Genomic DNA, 18,886 nt, shown 5'->3' on the forward strand with positions numbered 1-18,886 from the left:
ATATTGTCGTAAGAAATGCTGTAGGGAAACATGTTATAGGGAAAAGCGTAGTAGATAAAAATGTAGTAGATAAAAATGTAGTAGATAAAAATGTAGTGTAGGCCAATGATGCATTGGTTTTAAAGTCATCCATTCTATTTTGGATATGTTGATTGATTTATGTACTTTTACGTAAGCCAGTGTTCGTTGACTATTTTTAAATTGAATTTTAATTCGTTTTTATTGAATTTTTATCAAATTATTTTGATGCTATAACGCTTCAGTTTGCCTATTTATTACGTTTAAAAAACGTTAAATTATCCTAAATTTTCCCGCCTTAAAATCCCTTTTGGTTATAATTTTCTAATAAAATTTAAAATAATTTGTTAAAATTTGCAGATTTTTATGATTTAGCTCAAGGTCTTTATAGACAGCTAGTGAATACTTTGTTACTTTAAGACCCTGTATTTAAAATTGGTATTACCAATTGACTTTGTCCTCATTAGTCAGGGCTCAGTTACTGAGGTTTAGTGACTAAGATTGAGTTAGCTAGGGCATGGTTTTAAAGCAACATGGTTTTAAAGCAACACAGTCCGAAGCAACATTTACTCATTGAATGGCTGACAGCAGATATGGCCTATAGCAAGATTCGCCAACCAAAGTTATCAGATGTGATTGAGCAGCGTCTTGAACAGCTCATTCTTGAAGGCTCGCTACGCCCGGGAGAAAAGCTGCTGCCTGAACGTGAACTGGCTAAGCAGTTTGAAGTATCACGTCCTTCTTTGCGCGAAGCCATTCAAAAACTGGAAGCCAAAGGCTTTCTTTTCCGTCGTCAAGGGGGAGGAACTTTCGTACAGGATAGTCTGTGGCAAAGTTTCAGCGACCCGCTTGTCCAACTTATTGCAGAGAATCAAGAATCCCAGTTCGATCTTCTGGAAGCGCGTCATGCGTTAGAGGGTATTGCGGCTTATTATGCAGCCCTTAGGGGAACCGATGAAGATTTCAAACGCATTGAGCAGAGCCACCTTGCTATTCAAGAAGCCCAACAAAGTGGGGATGTGGATGCGGAATCTGATGCTGTCCTGCAATATCAGCTTGTTGTCACGGAAGCTGCCCATAACGTGGTATTGCTGCATTTATTGCGCTGTATGATCCCAATGTTACAACAAAATATCAGACGCAATTTTGAATTCATCTATACCCGCAAGGAAATGTTGGCAGCCGTTAGTGGCCACAGGGCTGAGATTTTTAGCTCTATTATGGCGAGAGAGCCGGAGAAAGCCCGAGAGGCTTCTCATCGCCATTTGGCCTTTATTGAAGAAGTTTTATTGGATCTGACTCGTGAACATACTCGCCGTGAGCGTTCATTGAGGCGGCTCCAGCAACATCAGGAATAAGAGCCTGTCCCTTGGGGCGTCATTGACAAATCAAATTCCCGAATGGGGTAGGTTCTAAACTTGACTGTACAGATCCTGACTGCTGCGTTTGTACAGTTCATCAACTCTTTATCCAAGAGTTTTAGCGGCAACATATAGCAGGGCCTATCTTCCGGTCGTAACAGGCAGTTAGTCAAAAGGTATGACCAGAAGATAGGCTCCGACAACCATTAGAAATAGATAACAGATAAGGAATACACCATGTCAGATATTTTGAAAAATGACGTGGATCCGATCGAAACTCGCGATTGGTTACAGGCGATCGAATCGGTCATCCGTGAAGAAGGTGTTGAGCGTGCTCAGTTCCTGATTGATCAGGTTTTGAATGGAGCTCGTAAAGGTGGCGTTAACGTTGCTGCGGGTGCTGCAAGCCGTGATTATATCAACACTATTCCTGTTGAGGATGAGCCTGCTTACCCTGGCAACATGGATTTGGAGCGCCGTATCCGCTCTGCTATTCGCTGGAATGCCGTAATGACCGTTCTGCGTGCATCCAAAAAAGATCTGGAGCTGGGTGGTCACATGGCTTCATTCCAGTCTTCTGCTACTGTTTATGACGTGTGTTTCAACCACTTCTTCCGCGCTCGTAACGAAAATGATGGCGGTGACTTGGTTTACTTCCAGGGCCACATTTCTCCGGGCGTTTACGCACGTGCATTCCTTGAAGGTCGTCTGACTGAAGAGCAGATGAATAACTTCCGTCAGGAAATCGGCGGTAATGGTCTGTCTTCTTACCCGCATCCTAAACTGATGCCTGATTTCTGGCAGTTCCCGACTGTTTCGATGGGTCTGGGGCCAATTTCCGCTATTTATCAAGCGAAATTCCTGAAATATCTGGAACACCGTGGTCTGAAAGATACCTCTAAACAAACCGTTTACGCTTTCTTGGGCGACGGTGAAATGGATGAGCCAGAATCTAAAGGTGCGATCACTATCGCAACTCGTGAAAAACTGGATAACCTGGTATTCGTCATCAACTGTAACTTGCAGCGTCTGGATGGCCCGGTAACAGGTAACGGCAAAATCGTTAACGAACTGGAAGGCATCTTCGACGGCGCTGGCTGGCAGGTACTGAAAGTCCTGTGGGGCGAGCGTTGGGATGCACTGCTGCGTAAAGATACCAGCGGTAAACTGGTTCAATTGATGAACGAAACTCTGGACGGCGACTATCAGACATTCAAGTCTAAAAATGGTGCTTATGTTCGTGAGCACTTCTTCGGTCGTTACCCAGAAACTGCTGCATTGGTCAAAGATATGACTGATGATGAAATCTGGGCTCTGAACCGTGGTGGTCACGATCCTAAGAAAGTTTACGCTGCACTGAAAAAAGCGCAGGAAACTACAGGTAAACCAACTGTAATCCTGGCTCAGACCGTCAAAGGTTACGGTATGGGCGATACCGCTGAAGGTAAAAACATTGCTCACCAGGTTAAGAAAATGAACATGGACGGCGTCCGTCAGTTCCGTGATCGTTTCAATATTTCTGTATCTGACGAGCAAATTGAAAATCTGCCATACGTGACTTTCGACAAAGACTCAGAAGAATCCAAATATCTGCATGAGCGTCGTAATTCACTGGGTGGTTACCTGCCAAGCCGTCGTGTTAACTTCGACGAAAAACTGGAAATCCCAGCTCTGGAAGACTTCAGCTCTCTGCTGGAAGAACAATCCAAAGAAATTTCTACCACCATCGCTTTTGTTCGTGCACTGAACATCATGCTGAAGAACAAGTCTATCAAAGATCGTCTGGTTCCAATCATTGCTGATGAAGCACGTACTTTTGGTATGGAAGGTCTGTTCCGTCAAATCGGTATCTACAGCCCGAATGGTCAGCAGTATACTCCGCAAGACCGTGAGCAGGTTGCATACTATAAAGAAGACGCTAAAGGTCAGATCCTGCAAGAAGGTATCAACGAACTGGGCGCTGCTTCATCTTGGCTGGCTGCTGCAACTTCTTACAGCACCAACAACCTGCCAATGATCCCGTTCTACATCTACTACTCCATGTTCGGATTCCAGCGTATCGGTGATCTGTGCTGGGCGGCTGGTGACCAGCAGGCTCGTGGTTTCTTGGTCGGTGGTACTTCTGGCCGTACGACTCTGAACGGTGAAGGTTTGCAGCATGAAGATGGTCACAGCCATATTCAGTCTCTGACTATTCCTAACTGTATCTCTTACGATCCATCATTCGCTTATGAAGTGGCTGTTATCATGCATGATGGCTTGGAGCGTATGTATGGTGAGAAGCAAGAGAACATCTATTACTACATCACTACTCTGAACGAAAACTACCAGATGCCGGCAATGCCTGCGGGTGTTGAGGAAGGTATCCGTAAGGGTATCTACAAGCTGGAAAGCTTGGAAGGCGCGAAAGGTAAAGTTCAGTTGTTAGGTTCTGGTTCTATTCTGCGTCATGTTCGTGAAGCAGCGCAGATCCTGTCTGATGAATACGGTATCGGTTCTGATGTATACAGCGTAACTTCCTTCACTGAACTGGCTCGTGATGGTCAGGATTGTGAACGTTGGAACATGCTGCACCCATCAGAAGAACCTCGCGTTCCTTACATTGCTCAGATCATGAACGAAGCACCGGCTATTGCTTCTACTGACTACATGAAACTGTTCGCAGAACAAGTACGTAACTTTGTTCCTGCAAGCGAATTCCGTGTATTGGGTACTGACGGTTTCGGTCGTTCTGACAGCCGTGAAAACCTGCGTCATCACTTTGAAGTTGATGCTTCTTACGTGGTTGTTGCGGCTCTGGGTGAATTGGCTAAACGTGGCGAAGTTGATGTGAAAGTGGTTGAAGAAGCCATCAAGAAATACAACATCAACCCTGAAAAAGCTAACCCACGTCTGGCATAAGAGGTAAAGATTAATGTCTATTGAAATTAACGTACCTGATATTGGTGCAGATGAAGTTGAAGTTACCGAGATTCTGGTAAACGTAGGTGACACGGTAGAAGCAGAGCAGTCACTGATCACTGTTGAAGGTGACAAGGCTTCCATGGAAGTCCCATCACCACAGGCAGGTGTAGTTAAAGAAATCAAAATTGTGGTTGGCGATAAAGTCGAAACCGGCAAACTGATCATGATTTTTGAATCCGCAAATGGTGCAGCAGTTGCTGTACCTGCGCAGCAGGAAGCAGCAGCTCCGGCTGCGGCGCCAGCAGCGGTTGAAAGCAAAGAAGTGAATGTACCTGATATCGGTGGTGACGAAGTTGAAGTTACCGAAATCATGGTAAAAGTCGGTGATACCATCACTGAAGAACAGTCTCTGATCACTGTCGAAGGTGACAAGGCGTCTATGGAAGTTCCTGCGCCATTCGCGGGTACGGTGAAAGAGATCAAAATTGCCGCTGGCGATAAAGTTAAAACTGGCTCTCTGATCATGGTATTCGAAGTTGCGGGTTCTGGTGCAGCACCTGCGCCAGCGGCGGCTCCGGCAGCAGCGCCTGCGACATCTGCGGCGAAAGAAGTTAACGTACCAGATATCGGTGGTGATGAAGTTGAAGTTACCGAAATCATGGTAAAAGTCGGTGACACTATCTCTGAAGAACAGTCACTGATCACTGTTGAAGGTGACAAGGCTTCTATGGAAGTTCCTGCACCATTCGCGGGTACGGTGAAAGAGATCAAGATTGCGACTGGCGATAAAGTCAAAACTGGTTCTCTGATCATGGTATTCGAAGTTGCAGGTGCAGCACCTGCGGCAGCGCCAGCAGCGGCTCCGGCTCCAGCGGCTGAATCTGCGAAAGCAGCACCAGCTCCAGCAGCAAGCAAGCCAGCAGAAGGCAAAAACGAATTTGCAGAAAATGACGCTTATGTTCATGCAACTCCAGTGATCCGTCGTCTGGCGCGTGAATTTGGCGTAAATCTGGCTAAAGTTAAAGGTACAGGCCGTAAAGGTCGCATCCTGCGCGAAGACGTTCAGGCTTATGTGAAAGATGCGATTAAACGCGCAGAAGCTGCACCTGCTGCTGCGGGTGGTGGCCTGCCAGGTATGCTGCCTTGGCCGAAAGTTGATTTCAGCAAGTTTGGTGAAATCGAAGAAGTAGAAATGAGCCGTATCCAGAAAATCTCCGGTGCTAACCTGAGCCGTAACTGGGTCATGATCCCTCACGTTAACCTGTTTGATGAAGCGGATATCACTGAAGTTGAAGAATTCCGTAAACAGCAGAACAAAGAAGCTGAGAAGAAACAGCTGGGCGTGAAGATCACTCCGCTGGTATTCGTCATGAAAGCAGCTGCGAAAGCACTGGAAGCAATGCCTCGCTTTAACAGCTCCATTTCTGAAGATGGCCAAAAGCTGATCCTGAAAAAATATGTCAACATCGGTATTGCGGTTGATACACCTAATGGTCTGGTTGTGCCAGTATTCAAAGATGTCAATAAGAAAGGCATCATGGAACTGTCAAGAGAACTGGCTGAAGTCTCCAAGAAAGCACGTGCTGGTAAGCTGACTGCTTCCGATATGCAAGGTGGCTGCTTCACCATCTCCAGCCTGGGTGGTATCGGTACTACCGGTTTTGCACCAATTGTGAATGCACCAGAAGTGGCCATCATGGGTCTGTCTCGTTCTTCCATGAAACCTGTCTGGAATGGCAAGGAGTTCGTTCCTCGTCTGATTCTGCCTATGTCTCTGTCTTTCGACCACCGTGTGATTGACGGGGCAGATGGTGCGCGCTTCATCACTTATATTAATCAATTGATGAGCGACATCCGCCGTTTGGTGATGTAATGCAAAGGCCGGTGAATAACCGGCCTAATAATGACTAGCGTGACAGATATTTTCTCCTTGCATCTGGCAGGTTGAGATTTCTGTCACGTTAACGCGCTTTTCAGGTTATTTACAATTCTGTAAACTGCTCGCGGTGTGTACGTCCCGGTGGAATATGGTTTTTTTTTCGTCTGACCCGCCGGACAAACAATTAAGAGGTCATGATGAGTACTGAAATTAAAGCCCAGGTAGTGGTGCTTGGAGCAGGCCCTGCTGGGTATTCTGCTGCTTTCCGTTGTGCAGACTTAGGTTTGGAAACTGTTCTGGTTGAACGTTATTCCACTCTGGGTGGTGTTTGCCTTAACGTAGGTTGTATCCCATCCAAGGCGCTGCTTCATGTAGCAAAAGTGATTGAAGAAGCAAAAGCGCTGGCACAACACGGTATCGTGTTTGGTGAGCCACAAACTGATATCGATAAGATCCGTCTCTGGAAAGAAAAAGTTATTTCCCAGCTGACAGGTGGTCTTGGCGGCATGGCTAAAGGCCGTAAAGTTAACGTTGTTAACGGTGTTGGTAAATTTACAGGCGCTAACACTCTGGTAGTAGAAGGCGAGAACGGCGCAACAACGATTAATTTTGATAATGCCATTATCGCAGCGGGTTCACGCCCAATTCAGCTGCCATTCATTCCACATGATGACCCTCGCGTATGGGATTCTACCGATGCACTGGAACTGAAAACTGTTCCGGGACGCCTGCTGGTCATGGGCGGCGGTATTATCGGTCTGGAAATGGGTACTGTTTACCACGCTCTGGGTTCTCAGATCGACGTGGTTGAAATGTTCGATCAGGTAATTCCTGCTGCGGACAAAGACATTGTTAAAGTGTTCACTAAGCGTGTCAGCAAGAAATTCAACCTGATGCTGGAAACTAAAGTGACCGCAGTAGAAGCTAAAGAAGATGGCATCTACGTAACAATGGAAGGTAAAAAAGCACCTGCTGAACCACAGCGTTATGATGCAGTTCTGGTTGCTATCGGTCGTGTACCAAACGGCAAGCTGCTGGATGCTGGCAAAGCGGGCGTTGAAGTTGATGATCGCGGCTTTATCCATGTGGATAAACAAATGCGTACTAACGTACCTCACATCTTCGCTATCGGCGATATCGTTGGTCAGCCAATGCTGGCACACAAAGGTGTTCACGAAGGTCACGTTGCTGCTGAAGTTATTTCTGGTAAGAAACATTACTTCGATCCAAAAGTTATCCCATCCATTGCTTACACTGAGCCAGAAGTGGCATGGGTTGGTCTGACTGAGAAAGAAGCGAAAGAAAAAGGCATCAGCTATGAAACCGCGACTTTCCCATGGGCAGCATCTGGTCGTGCAATCGCATCTGACTGTTCAGATGGTATGACCAAGTTGATTTTCGATAAAGAAACTAACCGCATTATCGGTGGTGCTATTGTTGGTACTAACGGCGGTGAACTGCTGGGTGAAATCGGTCTGGCTATCGAAATGGGTTGTGATGCAGAAGATATCGCTCTGACTATTCACGCTCACCCGACACTGTATGAATCAATCGGTATGGCTGCGGAAATTTACGAAGGCAGCATTACTGACTTGCCAAACCCTAAGGCAAAGAAAAAGAAGTAACGCATTAGATTTTGCATTATTTCTACGGTGATAATAAGCGGCTTCCAAATCGGGAGCCGTTTTAATTTAATGGGTGATAAGGAAATAATAACTGCTGGTTACATCTAGAGTAAATGACACCTCCAACCTGAGTTAGATTGGTGAGGGCGGCTTGTGAGTTTATATTCTCCATTGACGTTATGCCATTTATTGTTATTGGTAGGTTTTAACTCCATATGTTTTAAATTAAAAAAATTAGAATCAGAAGAATGAATAGGTACAAAGCCTAATTTTTGATAAAAAATCTCAGCCTCAAGTTCTGAATAAACTCTTAATATTCCTTGATGGCCTAAGGCGAGAGAGATATTAACCACATGTCGGACAAGTAAACCACCATAACCATAACCGTTAGGGTAGGTTAATATGAATGCTATTTGGTCAATGTTACTATCAGATATATTAGGCTTGGCAAGCATTAATATGATAATTCCAACCGTCCTATTTGTAACTGAACAGATAAAATGGCGATAGTTATTTAAGCCTCCAGTAACATGTGCAGAGTTGAAGGTTCTTTTTATGGATTCACATGTATTGATAAATGTAGTGTGATGTCCACCTCCAAATATTATTTCCCTTATAGGTTTATACGAGTAGCTGGATTCATTTCGCTGTATTTCGTTAAGTGCAGATAGCATATCATTTTGATTAACTTCCTTAATTTTAGCCTGATATTTAGGGTAAAATTTCTCCGCCATAATAATTGCAGAATTATGGCCTGCGCCTACTGTAGCGTCATTTTCTTCTCTATTAAGCATAATAATATCCTTTTAAATGGTGTTAGCATCAGCTTTGGGGAAGCTTCTGGTTTTTGGGATAAAATATGAAGAATTACTTATTTATTGATATTGAAAATTTGTTGAATTGTGTACAGTGATCAGAAATGCTGTTAAGAAAAAGATGAGTATGGAAAGTCAGTGCGTTCAGTAAAAATTCAGATGGAAATTAAAGTATTTTCGAGTCCCAATAGAAAAAAATAGCATATCCGTCTATAAATACTCCTTTTAATGATATTTATCTAGAATTTTATCACTGTGCAATGTTGATTTTATGTGAATGAATTAACATGTCATTCAAATTTTGGTATGCTAAATGCCCGAAGCTGAGCATAATTATGATGTTATGCGAGCAAAATCCTCTGACCTGGCACCCTTGATGATTGTTTTAGAAGGTTATTTTAGATGATCGTTTTGGATGATCGTTACCGGGTGCAGACAGCCGGGTATATAAAATGACAATGAGAGCGAGGAGAAAGTCGTGCTAGAAGAATACCGTAAGCACGTAGCCGAGCGTGCAGCTCAAGGCATCGTCCCTAAGCCGTTAGACGCAGCTCAAGCAGCAGCGCTGGTCGAATTACTGAAGAACCCACCTGAAGGTGAAGAAGATTTCCTGTTAGATCTACTGACCAACCGTGTTCCCCCTGGTGTAGACGAGGCCGCTTATGTTAAAGCGGGTTTCCTTGCTGCAATTGCAAAGGGTGAAACAACTTCACCACTCATTACACCGGAAAAAGCCATCGAATTACTGGGAACCATGCAAGGTGGGTATAACATCCACGCTTTGATTGATGCCCTTGATGAAGAAAAGCTGGCACCTATTGCGGCGAAAGCGCTTTCTCATACTTTGCTGATGTTTGACAGCTTCTATGATGTGGAAGAAAAAGCAAAAGCGGGTAATGTTCATGCCAAACAGATTATTCAATCATGGTCTGATGCTGACTGGTTCCTTGAACGTCCTGAATTGGCGGAAAAAATCACCGTGACTGTATTTAAGGTCACAGGTGAAACGAACACCGATGATCTCTCTCCTGCGCCTGATGCATGGTCACGCCCTGATATTCCTCTGCATGCTCTGGCAATGCTTAAGAATGCCCGTGAAGGTATTGAACCCGATCAAGCCGGAGTTGTGGGCCCGATTAAGCAAATCGAAGCACTGGCTAAAAAAGGTTACCCGTTGGCTTACGTTGGCGATGTTGTTGGTACAGGTTCTTCCCGTAAATCAGCAACTAACTCCGTATTGTGGTTTATGGGAGAAGATATTCCGTTTGTACCAAATAAACGTGGTGCAGGTGTGGTATTGGGCGGAAAAATTGCACCTATCTTCTTCAATACCATGGAAGATGCGGGAGCGTTACCAATCGAAGTTGATGTTTCTAAACTCAATATGGGTGATTTGATTGATATCTATCCATATAAAGGTGAAATCCGTCAGCACGAAACCAATGAGCTATTGTCTACTTTTGAACTGAAAACGGGTGTATTGATCGATGAAGTGCGTGCCGGTGGTCGTATTCCATTGATTATCGGCCGTGGTTTGACCGGAAAAGCGCGTGAATCATTAGGCTTGTCACACAGTGATGTATTCCGTCAGGCAAAAGCGGTTGCGAAAAGCGATCGCGGCTTCTCATTGGCCCAGAAAATGGTCGGCCGTGCTTGCGGTACAGTGGGTATCCGGCCGGGAGAATATTGTGAGCCTAAGATGACATCTGTGGGTTCTCAGGACACCACAGGGCCAATGACGCGGGACGAATTGAAAGACTTGGCGTGTCTGGGCTTCTCTGCGGATTTGGTCATGCAGTCATTCTGTCATACCGCCGCTTATCCAAAACCTGTTGATGTGACCACACATCATACTCTGCCTGATTTCATCATGAACCGTGGCGGGGTATCGCTGCGTCCGGGAGATGGCATTATCCACTCATGGCTGAACCGTATGTTGCTGCCAGATACAGTGGGGACAGGGGGAGATTCTCATACTCGTTTCCCAATTGGTATTTCTTTCCCGGCTGGTTCTGGTCTGGTGGCATTCGCTGCTGCAACAGGCGTTATGCCGTTGGATATGCCTGAATCAGTATTGGTTCGTTTTAAAGGAAAAATGCAACCCGGCATTACTCTGCGTGATCTGGTGCATGCAATTCCTTACTATGCGATTCAACAAGGTTTGCTGACTGTTGAGAAGAAGGGTAAGAAAAATATCTTCTCTGGTCGCATTCTTGAGATTGAAGGTTTGCCAGAACTTAAAGTTGAACAGGCATTCGAATTGGCTGACGCATCAGCGGAACGCTCTGCGGCTGGCTGTACCATTAAGCTGGATAAAGCGCCAATCATTGAATATCTGCAATCGAATATCGTCTTGCTGAAATGGATGATTGCGGAAGGTTACGGTGATCGCCGGACACTGGAACGCCGTATTGTAGGCATGGAAAACTGGCTGAAAGATCCTCAATTGCTGGAAGCGGATGCAGATGCTGAATACGCTGCGGTGATTGAAATCGATCTGGCTGAGATTAAAGAGCCTATTTTGTGTGCGCCGAATGATCCAGATGATGCACGCTTGTTATCAGAAGTTGCTAACAGCAAAATTGATGAGGTCTTTATCGGCTCTTGTATGACCAATATCGGCCATTTCCGTGCAGCGGGTAAGTTGCTGGATCAGCATAAAGGCCAATTGCCGACTCGCTTGTGGGTTGCACCGCCAACCAAGATGGATGCCGCTCAATTAACGGAAGAAGGCTATTACAGCATCTTCGGTAAGAGTGGGGCACGTATTGAGATCCCGGGTTGTTCATTGTGTATGGGTAACCAAGCACGAGTGGCAGATGGTGCAACTGTGGTATCAACTTCTACCCGTAACTTCCCGAACCGTCTCGGTACTGGTGCAAATGTTTATCTGGCTTCCGCAGAGCTGGCTGCTGTGGCGTCATTGTTGGGTCGTTTGCCAACATCAGCAGAGTATTTGCAGTTTATGGATAAAGTCGATGAAACAGCAGCAGATACTTATCGTTACCTCAATTTTGATCAATTGAATCAGTACACAGAAAAAGCGGATGGTGTGATCTTCCAAACTGCTGTGTAAAAAAGTATATTGCAATGAATAGGAGGCAAATGCCTCCTTTTTTTATGTCAGTTTTACGGCAGCTTTTGTGTCAGTTTGTGGACTACTTCAGAGGTGGGCTAATCAGAAATGTTTAAAATCCAATTATGTTAGTCATAGGCAAAAAGTTAGTCATAGGCAAAAAGTTAGTCATAAGCAAAAGATAGCGGAGGTGTGTAATGGAATATGAATTTATGCAGGATATTACTGGTCAAGTGACAACATCTTTTTCAATGGATCATGAAGCTATAGGCCATTGGTTAAATGAAGAAGTAAAAGATGATTTGAGCATACTGGATAAAATCACGGTGGCCTTGAAGGATATTAAAGGCAGCGAACGTCAGTGGCAGTTGGCAGGCCATGAGTATACTTTATTGATGAGCGAGGATGAAATCATGATCCGGGCCAATCAACTCCAGTTTGACACTGAGATGATAGAAGAAGGAATGAGTTACTATGACAACGAAAGTCTGGCTTTTTGTGGCACAGACGATTTTATCGTTATGCTAGCCGATTACAGAGAGTTTATTTTGCAAAGAGATCATACATAAGTATTCGTGTTCAACCTATGATGGCTTTCTGCCATAATCGATATTCCATCACATATGTGTATTGTGAGAGTGGCTTTTCTATTTTTTGAACAGGAACCTATGAATTTCGGTGGTGCTTATGGTCATTAACAATGCCGAATATTAACAATGCCGAATGGGGATAGGTTCCAACAATAACGGTGGGCTTTGTATGGAAGAGATCAATCTGTCAAAGGAGATTGATAAAGCAGCGGGCTGGTTTACTAACAATCAGGATCTTTTGATTCAGTATGCGGTGAATGTTGTATCTGCCATCTTGATTCTTATCATTGGCTTATTTATCGCTAAGGTAGTCAGTAAAGCAGTCAAGCGTGTTATGTCATTGCGTGGTGTTGATGCCACTATTTCTGACTTTTTATCCGCAATTATTCGTTACGCTGTCATTGCATTCACGATTATTGCAGTCCTTGGCAAGTTAGGGATTCAGACCGCATCTGTGATTGCAGTAATCGGTGCGGCAGGTTTAGCAGTTGGTCTGGCATTACAAGGATCGTTATCTAATTTCGCTGCCGGTGTTTTGCTGGTGCTGTTCCGTCCACTCCGTACTGGTGAATATGTCATGATCGGTGCTGTGGAAGGAACCGTTGTTCAAGTGCAGATTTTCTCTACGACATTGCGCACGGCAGATGATCGTATCATCGTGATCCCCAATGGTAAGATTATTTCGGACAATATTATCAATACCAGCCGTGAACCTAACCGCCGTACCCAGATTATGGTGGGGGTTGCGTATAATGCAGATATTGATGAAGTGAAAAAAGTGTTGGGTGATGTGATTCAAGCGGATGAACGCATTCAACATGAAAGAGGCGTTACTATACGCCTGCACGAAATGGCTCCTTCGTCATTGAATTTTGTTGTGCGAGTATGGACAACCAACGGTGACGCGTGGAGCGTGTACTGGGATTTGATGGAAAACTTTAAGCGTACTTTAGATAAACACAATATCGGTATTCCATTTCCACAAATGGATGTTTACTTGCATCAGCAACAAACCACCTTACAGAAAAAGACGGAAGAATAATTAAACGATCTTGGTGTGAGAATTTTCATGCCTCACACCAAATTCAAATACAATTCTCATCATTTTTTCTAATGATGGATAAGAATTATTCATTTTTACTAATATACGATATTGGCTAATATGCATTGATACCATAACTAATTGAATAATTATTAGGGATTTTTGCATGTTTTCGATATTTATACAGGGCTTTTTTCTTAGTGCCGCGATGATCCTTCCCCTTGGGCCACAAAATGTGTTTGTGATGCAACAAGGGAGCAAAAAACAGTTCCATTTAATGAGTGCAGCATTATGTTCCATTAGTGATGCGCTCCTCATTGCGGCGGGAATATTTGGCGGAAGTGCTTTACTTGGGCAATCAACATTTTTGCTGCAAGCCGTGACATGGGGTGGAATCGCATTTTTACTATGGTATGGTTGGGGGGCTTTTCGGACAGCACTATCGGCGGAAGTTAAACTCTCCTCTGCTGAAAATATAATCCAAAGCCGTTGGCGGGTTATAGTAGCTCTCTTTGCAGTGACCTGGTTGAATCCTCATGTTTATCTGGATACGTTCGTCGTGTTGGGAAGCATAGGCGGGCAGCTATCAATCGAGCTTAGGCCGTGGTTTACCCTCGGTGCGGTAATAGCATCAATCAGTTGGTTTTTTGCATTGTCATTTCTGGCCGCGTGGTTTTCACCTGTACTCAATCAACCGCGATCACAACGTATCATCAATGTTTTTGTTGGCTGTGTGATGTGGTATATCGCTTGGGGCTTACTTAAGCAAGGATTACAGGTTTTTTACTGATCCCAAGACTTCTTCATCGATAGTGTGTTCATAGATAGTGTGCTAATGTTTCTTAAAAGCACCTTACTCATATAAATTTGCTGTATTTGAAGGAGGTTTTGTGAAACGTAAATCATTGATACTGGCTGCGATGATGGCTCTGGGAAGTCTCTCTGGCATGGCTGCTTCTGCTTCTGAATTGCCATCTGTCCCACATATTTCTACTTCTGGCAATGCGGTAATCAAAGCGACGCCAGATATGGCCACGTTGATAATCCATGTAAGTGAAACTCAAAAAAGCGCGGCAGATGCAAAGAAAAAAGTGGACGAGCGTGTCGCGAAATATTTTGATTTTCTGAAAAATAATAGTATTGAAAAGAAAGATATTGATGCTGCCAATTTGCGTACGCAACCAGAATATCAATATGAACAAAAGACCGGTAAATCAACAATCACTGGTTATAGAGCTTCGCGTTCGGTTGAAGTAAAAGTTCACAAGCTGGATCAACTGAATACATTACTGGATGGTGCTCTGAAAGCGGGATTGAATGAAATTAACTCGGTGCAGTTCAGCGTTGAGAACCCACAACGTTATCGCGATGAAGTCAGACAAAAAGCCATTGAGAATGCTATTGCACAAGCGACTGCATTGGCAAAAGGGTTCAACGGTAAATTAGGCCCGGTATATAGCATCAATTACCGTGCTCCTGAAGCTGTGCCAGCGCCAATGAGCCGCCTGAAATACCAGACAGCCCTGATGGCAGCACCAGCAGCGGATTCAGCCGGTGAAACTTATGAACCACAGAGTATTGAATTCTCTGATCACGTCGATGCGGTTTTTGAATTACAGCGTTAATTAATTTCATCTTCCTGACGTAACATCTGACGTCCTAGTTTGAGCAGGGCGTCAGTGACTTTTCTCATCGCTCCGCTTTCTGGGGTAAAACGATGCCAATAAAGCATACGGCGTTGGCATAGTCCGGGCGTTAAATCAACTAACTTACCTGCTTGCAGCTCCTTGTCGATTTGCAAGTGCGGGATCATACAGCAAGTTGAACCTTGTTTTGCCAATTGTACAAATGCTTCAGAAGAATTCACGATATGGCAGGGGACACTACCCGGTGATAAATCAAAGTACTGTTGTAAGAATGCCTGATGCATATCATCCAGATGGTCGAATGCCACGGCAGGGGCTTTCAGTAATGCTGAACGAGTAACGCCATTAGGAAAAAAGCGCTCTGCGAACTCTGGAGAGGCAACAAACAGATAATCAAGAGCACCTAATTTATCAACCAGACAACTTGGCAGAGGCTGAGCTTGAATACTAATCGCCCCAACAACTTCGCCACGCCGCAAACGTTCCTGAGTCCGGGTTTCATCTTCCACCTGAATATTTAGACGAATGGGTAAATCGGATAAAACAGGATGGAGAGCGGGTAAAAGCCAGGTTGCCAGACTATCCGCGTTAACCGCGAGGGAGAGCAACAGCGGTATCTCATTGCCATTTTCGTCACCGAGCCATTGTGCTTCCAGTAATTCTACCTGATGTAATAGCGCGAGCAGCTTCTGTCCTTGCTCTGTAGGGCGAGGTGGAACGGTGCGCACCAATAGTGGCTGACCAAACAGATTTTCTAATTGTTTGATTCTCTGGGATACCGCGGATTGGGTGATACAAAGTTTTTGTGCCGCCCGCTCGAAACCACGTTCTCGGATCACTGCATCCAATGCTTGCAGTGACCTGTAATCAGGACGTTTCATTGAAAATAAAGTTCTCCGTTTTTACTCTTATTCTTGCGATCCAAATACCATTGCGATCTAAACAGCATTATGTGGCCTAGGTAGCACTATGCCATATTTTTTCATGGCACGAGGTAATATTGTTTATACTAGCCGTCAGATTTTTCCTTGTAACTGTTTATAGGCTGTGATTGATATGACTCAGGACGAACTGAAAAAAGCAGTAGGTTGGGCGGCATTGGAATATGTTAAACCAGGCACAATTGTTGGTGTTGGTACGGGTTCAACGGCAGCGCATTTTATTGATGCGCTAGGAACCATCAAAGACAAAATTGAAGGTGCGGTGTCTAGCTCAGAAGCATCAACGGCAAAGCTGAAAAGTCTCGGTATTCCCGTATTTGACTGCAACGATGTTGACAGTTTGGATATTTATGTTGATGGCGCTGATGAAATTAACGGTCAGATGCAAATGATTAAAGGGGGTGGTGCGGCATTAACCCGGGAAAAAATCATCGCTGCTGTTGCAAAGAAATTTATCTGTATCATTGATTCCTCTAAGCAAGTGGATGTACTGGGCAAGTTTCCACTGCCGGTTGAAGTTATCCCAATGGCACGCGCTTATGTTACCCGTGAACTGGAAAAGTTAGGAGGAACCCCGGTTTATCGTGAAAATGTGGTAACTGATAATGGTAATGACATTCTGGATGTCCACAACCTTTCCATTGTTGAGCCGGCTGAATTGGAAGACAAAATCAATGGCATCGCCGGTGTGGTAACTGTTGGTCTTTTTGCCAACAGAGGTGCCAACGTAGTGCTGGTGGGTGCTGCAGACGGTGTCAGAACGATCAAAGAATAATCGTTTATTGGGGGCGGAATATTCTGCCCCAAAATATTTTTATATTTATTAAAAAAAGAAAATTTGGTGATATCTCTCACGTTACCGCCTAAAAAAAACTCAAAATCCTGCTTTTGTCTTGTAACGAATTATTTTACTTCGCGTAACAACTTATTTACTGTTTCTTATCCTGTTATATAAGCAATCGATTGTATTGCTGTTGTCGTTTTTTTTGTTATTTTGGTGACATCTATAGGCGTTATGAAGTTAGTACAACTAGGGCGGGCAAATGGTTAAGGTATCTTTAGAAAAGGATAAGATTAAATTTCTGCTACTGGAAGGCGTTCATCAAAGTACAGTAGACAAACTGAAAGCGGCTGGGTACAGCAATATTGAATATCATAAAGGGGCATTGGAACCAGAAGAACTGAAAGAAGCCATTCGTGATGCCCGGTTTGTGGGTATCCGTTCCCGTACCCAGTTGACTGAAGAAGTTTTTTCCGCAGCGGAAAAATTGGTTGCTGTGGGATGTTTCTGTATTGGTACTAACCAAGTCGATTTGAAAGCCGCAGCAAAACGCGGTATTCCTGTATTTAATGCACCATTCTCCAATACCCGATCAGTCGCTGAAATGGTGTTGGGTGAGTTGCTGTTGTTATTGCGCCGTATTCCTGAGACAAATGCAAAAGCACATAAAGGCGTATGGGATAAGCAGGCAAAAGGTTGTTATGAGGCTCGCGGAAAGAAACTAGGTATTATTGGTTACGGCCATATCGGTACTCAGCTCGGTATTTTGGCTGAAAGTATTGGTCTGAATGTTTATTTCTATGATATTGAAAATAAATTGCCATTAGGTAATGCACAGCAAGTTCATCATCTATCTGAACTATTGAATATGAGTGATGTTGTGAGCCTGCACGTACCTGAAACAGCTTCAACCAAAAATATGATTGGTGCAACGGAGCTGGAACTGATGAAACCAGGTTCAATTTTGATAAATGCTTCACGCGGCACCGTGATAGATATTCCTGCATTAAGTGAAGCGTTGGAAAACGGGCATATTTCTGGTGCGGCGATTGATGTATTCCCAGAAGAGCCAGCAACAAACAGCGATCCTTTTATCTCGTTATTAACAAAGTTTGATAACGTATTACTGACACCGCATATTGGTGGATCGACTCAGGAAGCCCAAGAAAATATTGGTGCTGAAGTCGCAGGTAAGTTGGTGAAATACTCTGACAATGGTTCTACGCTGTCCGCGGTTAATTTCCCTGAAGTTTCACTGCCTGTTCATGCCAAAGATACTAACCGTTTGCTGCATATCCATGAAAACCGTCCCGGTATCTTAACCAGCATCAACCAAGTGTTCACTGCTCAAGAAATCAATATTGAAGCACAATATCTGCGAACTGAAGGCGATATTGGTTATGTGGTTATTGATATTACGGTGCAGAGCACTGCTGAAGCTGAATTGGTATTGCAACAATTGAAAGCCTTGCCTGGCACAATCCGTTCCCGGTTACTTTACTAATTCACCAAGAGTGAAAGAAGGGCTGTTGAATATTCAATAGCCCTTATTAATCAGTTAAAGATTCACGCCCATTTCCATACTTTTTCTGGTGTAATAATTTCCGGCAAAGGAATATCCCAACTTGCACTGGGTAATGTTTCCACTAGCTGGAAATTGTGTGCTAATCCTATCGGATAAAAGTTCTGTTGTTGCCATTTTGCGAGAGTCCTATCGTAGAATCCGCCTCCCATACCCAAACGTTGCCCTGTACAATCAAAAGCAACGAGCGGAATGAACATGACATCAAGTTCAGAAACAGGCAAAACCTGCCGGATATCCAGCGAAGGTTCTTCTATATTGAATTGATTCCGAATCAGGGGCGTATCGGCACAGTAACGCAGGAAAAGTAAGTGATTCCGGCTGAAAGGATGCAATACTGGCAAATAGACTTGTTTGTTTTGTTGCCAAAGTTGTTGAATTAATGGGCGTGTATTCAATTCCCCATCGAAAGAGAGATACAGGGCAATTTTGTTAGCTTGCAGAACCTTCGGATGAGCCATGACTTGTTTGGCTGCTTGCAGGGCAAATTGCGCTTGTTGCTCAGGGGGTAAACTTTGACGTAATTGTCGAATTTTTTTTCGAATGTTTTTTCGGAGAGAGAAAAAAGAATCTGATTGCATGATACCTGCCTGTTTAATGCAGAAAAGGATACAAAACAGATAAAA

General features: G+C 44.2%; 14 protein-coding genes. 11 read left to right on the forward strand and 3 right to left on the reverse strand.

Going from position 1 to position 18,886, the window contains the following annotated elements; all coding sequences use genetic code 11:
* The first annotated feature begins 611 nt into the window (after nucleotides 1-611).
* From pdhR to lpdA, 4 genes are all read left to right on the forward strand, one after another.
* The gene (gene pdhR / locus AB204_RS12005) at nucleotides 612-1,376 is read left to right on the forward strand and encodes a pyruvate dehydrogenase complex transcriptional repressor PdhR (protein WP_047963641.1); all 765 of its coding nucleotides are present in this window, start codon (nucleotides 612-614) and stop codon (nucleotides 1,374-1,376) included.
* A 240-nt stretch (nucleotides 1,377-1,616) separates the two neighbouring features.
* Complete coding sequence (gene aceE / locus AB204_RS12010) at nucleotides 1,617-4,280, forward strand: pyruvate dehydrogenase (acetyl-transferring), homodimeric type (protein ID WP_047963610.1); 2,664 nt, start codon at nucleotides 1,617-1,619, stop codon at nucleotides 4,278-4,280.
* Between the two features lie 13 nt (nucleotides 4,281-4,293).
* Nucleotides 4,294-6,156: a pyruvate dehydrogenase complex dihydrolipoyllysine-residue acetyltransferase gene (aceF, locus tag AB204_RS12015; protein ID WP_047963611.1), complete on the forward strand. Its 1,863-nt coding sequence runs from the start codon at nucleotides 4,294-4,296 to the stop codon at nucleotides 6,154-6,156.
* A gap of 203 nt (nucleotides 6,157-6,359) precedes the next feature.
* Entirely contained in the window at nucleotides 6,360-7,787 is a 1,428-nt protein-coding gene (gene lpdA / locus AB204_RS12020) for a dihydrolipoyl dehydrogenase (protein ID WP_161796563.1), read from the forward strand.
* Between the two features lie 104 nt (nucleotides 7,788-7,891).
* Here lpdA and AB204_RS12025 read toward each other — a convergent pair whose 3' ends face one another.
* Nucleotides 7,892-8,581 carry a GNAT family N-acetyltransferase gene (locus AB204_RS12025; protein ID WP_047963613.1) on the reverse strand — a complete coding sequence of 230 codons (690 nt, stop codon included), beginning with the start codon at nucleotides 8,579-8,581 and terminating at the stop codon, nucleotides 7,892-7,894.
* Between the two features lie 499 nt (nucleotides 8,582-9,080).
* On the opposite strand from AB204_RS12025, the gene acnB reads away from it, so the two are divergent.
* The 5 genes from acnB to AB204_RS12050 all read left to right on the forward strand — a co-directional run bounded on the left by acnB (nucleotide 9,081) and on the right by AB204_RS12050 (nucleotide 14,935).
* Entirely contained in the window at nucleotides 9,081-11,678 is a 2,598-nt protein-coding gene (gene acnB, locus AB204_RS12030; RefSeq protein ID WP_047963614.1) for a bifunctional aconitate hydratase 2/2-methylisocitrate dehydratase, read from the forward strand.
* A 197-nt stretch (nucleotides 11,679-11,875) separates the two neighbouring features.
* Nucleotides 11,876-12,247 carry a YacL family protein gene (locus AB204_RS12035; RefSeq protein WP_047963615.1) on the forward strand — a complete coding sequence of 124 codons (372 nt, stop codon included), beginning with the start codon at nucleotides 11,876-11,878 and terminating at the stop codon, nucleotides 12,245-12,247.
* A 190-nt stretch (nucleotides 12,248-12,437) separates the two neighbouring features.
* Nucleotides 12,438-13,310 carry a small-conductance mechanosensitive channel MscS gene (gene mscS, locus AB204_RS12040; protein WP_047963616.1) on the forward strand — a complete coding sequence of 291 codons (873 nt, stop codon included), beginning with the start codon at nucleotides 12,438-12,440 and terminating at the stop codon, nucleotides 13,308-13,310.
* Between the two features lie 166 nt (nucleotides 13,311-13,476).
* Complete coding sequence (gene argO / locus AB204_RS12045; RefSeq protein ID WP_047963617.1) at nucleotides 13,477-14,100, forward strand: arginine exporter ArgO; 624 nt, start codon at nucleotides 13,477-13,479, stop codon at nucleotides 14,098-14,100.
* A 100-nt stretch (nucleotides 14,101-14,200) separates the two neighbouring features.
* A complete protein-coding gene (locus AB204_RS12050) occupies nucleotides 14,201-14,935 on the forward strand; it encodes an oxidative stress defense protein (protein ID WP_047963618.1) in 735 nt (244 codons plus the stop codon).
* Here AB204_RS12050 and AB204_RS12055 read toward each other — a convergent pair.
* Complete coding sequence (locus tag AB204_RS12055) at nucleotides 14,932-15,837, reverse strand: LysR family transcriptional regulator ArgP (RefSeq protein WP_047963619.1); 906 nt, start codon at nucleotides 15,835-15,837, stop codon at nucleotides 14,932-14,934. The two genes, AB204_RS12050 and AB204_RS12055, sit on opposite strands and share 4 nt — an antisense overlap.
* Nucleotides 15,838-16,012: 175 nt before the next feature.
* On the opposite strand from AB204_RS12055, the gene rpiA reads away from it, so the two are divergent.
* Together rpiA and serA are read left to right on the forward strand one after the other, a co-directional pair.
* The gene (rpiA, locus tag AB204_RS12060) at nucleotides 16,013-16,672 is read left to right on the forward strand and encodes a ribose-5-phosphate isomerase RpiA (RefSeq protein WP_047963620.1); all 660 of its coding nucleotides are present in this window, start codon (nucleotides 16,013-16,015) and stop codon (nucleotides 16,670-16,672) included.
* Between the two features lie 268 nt (nucleotides 16,673-16,940).
* Complete coding sequence (gene serA / locus AB204_RS12065; protein WP_047963621.1) at nucleotides 16,941-18,182, forward strand: phosphoglycerate dehydrogenase; 1,242 nt, start codon at nucleotides 16,941-16,943, stop codon at nucleotides 18,180-18,182.
* Nucleotides 18,183-18,244: 62 nt separating this feature from the next.
* Here serA and AB204_RS12070 read toward each other — a convergent pair whose 3' ends face one another.
* A complete protein-coding gene (locus tag AB204_RS12070) occupies nucleotides 18,245-18,841 on the reverse strand; it encodes a 5-formyltetrahydrofolate cyclo-ligase (RefSeq protein WP_047963622.1) in 597 nt (198 codons plus the stop codon).
* Nucleotides 18,842-18,886 lie beyond the last annotated feature (45 nt).

The sequence above is a fragment of the Xenorhabdus khoisanae genome (assembly GCF_001037465.1).
In the GTDB taxonomy this organism is placed as follows: domain Bacteria; phylum Pseudomonadota; class Gammaproteobacteria; order Enterobacterales; family Enterobacteriaceae; genus Xenorhabdus; species Xenorhabdus khoisanae.

Coding starts and splice junctions, on each gene's coding strand:
- AB204_RS12025 (WP_047963613.1), bottom strand. CDS start 8,581: ATGCTTAATAGAGAAGAAAATGACGCTACAGTAGGCGCAGGCCATAAT.
- AB204_RS12035 (WP_047963615.1), top strand. CDS start 11,876: ATGGAATATGAATTTATGCAGGATATTACTGGTCAAGTGACAACATCT.
- pdhR (WP_047963641.1), top strand. CDS start 612: ATGGCCTATAGCAAGATTCGCCAACCAAAGTTATCAGATGTGATTGAG.
- AB204_RS12070 (WP_047963622.1), bottom strand. CDS start 18,841: ATGCAATCAGATTCTTTTTTCTCTCTCCGAAAAAACATTCGAAAAAAA.
- serA (WP_047963621.1), top strand. CDS start 16,941: ATGGTTAAGGTATCTTTAGAAAAGGATAAGATTAAATTTCTGCTACTG.
- argO (WP_047963617.1), top strand. CDS start 13,477: ATGTTTTCGATATTTATACAGGGCTTTTTTCTTAGTGCCGCGATGATC.
- AB204_RS12055 (WP_047963619.1), bottom strand. CDS start 15,837: ATGAAACGTCCTGATTACAGGTCACTGCAAGCATTGGATGCAGTGATC.
- aceF (WP_047963611.1), top strand. CDS start 4,294: ATGTCTATTGAAATTAACGTACCTGATATTGGTGCAGATGAAGTTGAA.
- mscS (WP_047963616.1), top strand. CDS start 12,438: ATGGAAGAGATCAATCTGTCAAAGGAGATTGATAAAGCAGCGGGCTGG.
- lpdA (WP_161796563.1), top strand. CDS start 6,360: ATGAGTACTGAAATTAAAGCCCAGGTAGTGGTGCTTGGAGCAGGCCCT.
- aceE (WP_047963610.1), top strand. CDS start 1,617: ATGTCAGATATTTTGAAAAATGACGTGGATCCGATCGAAACTCGCGAT.
- rpiA (WP_047963620.1), top strand. CDS start 16,013: ATGACTCAGGACGAACTGAAAAAAGCAGTAGGTTGGGCGGCATTGGAA.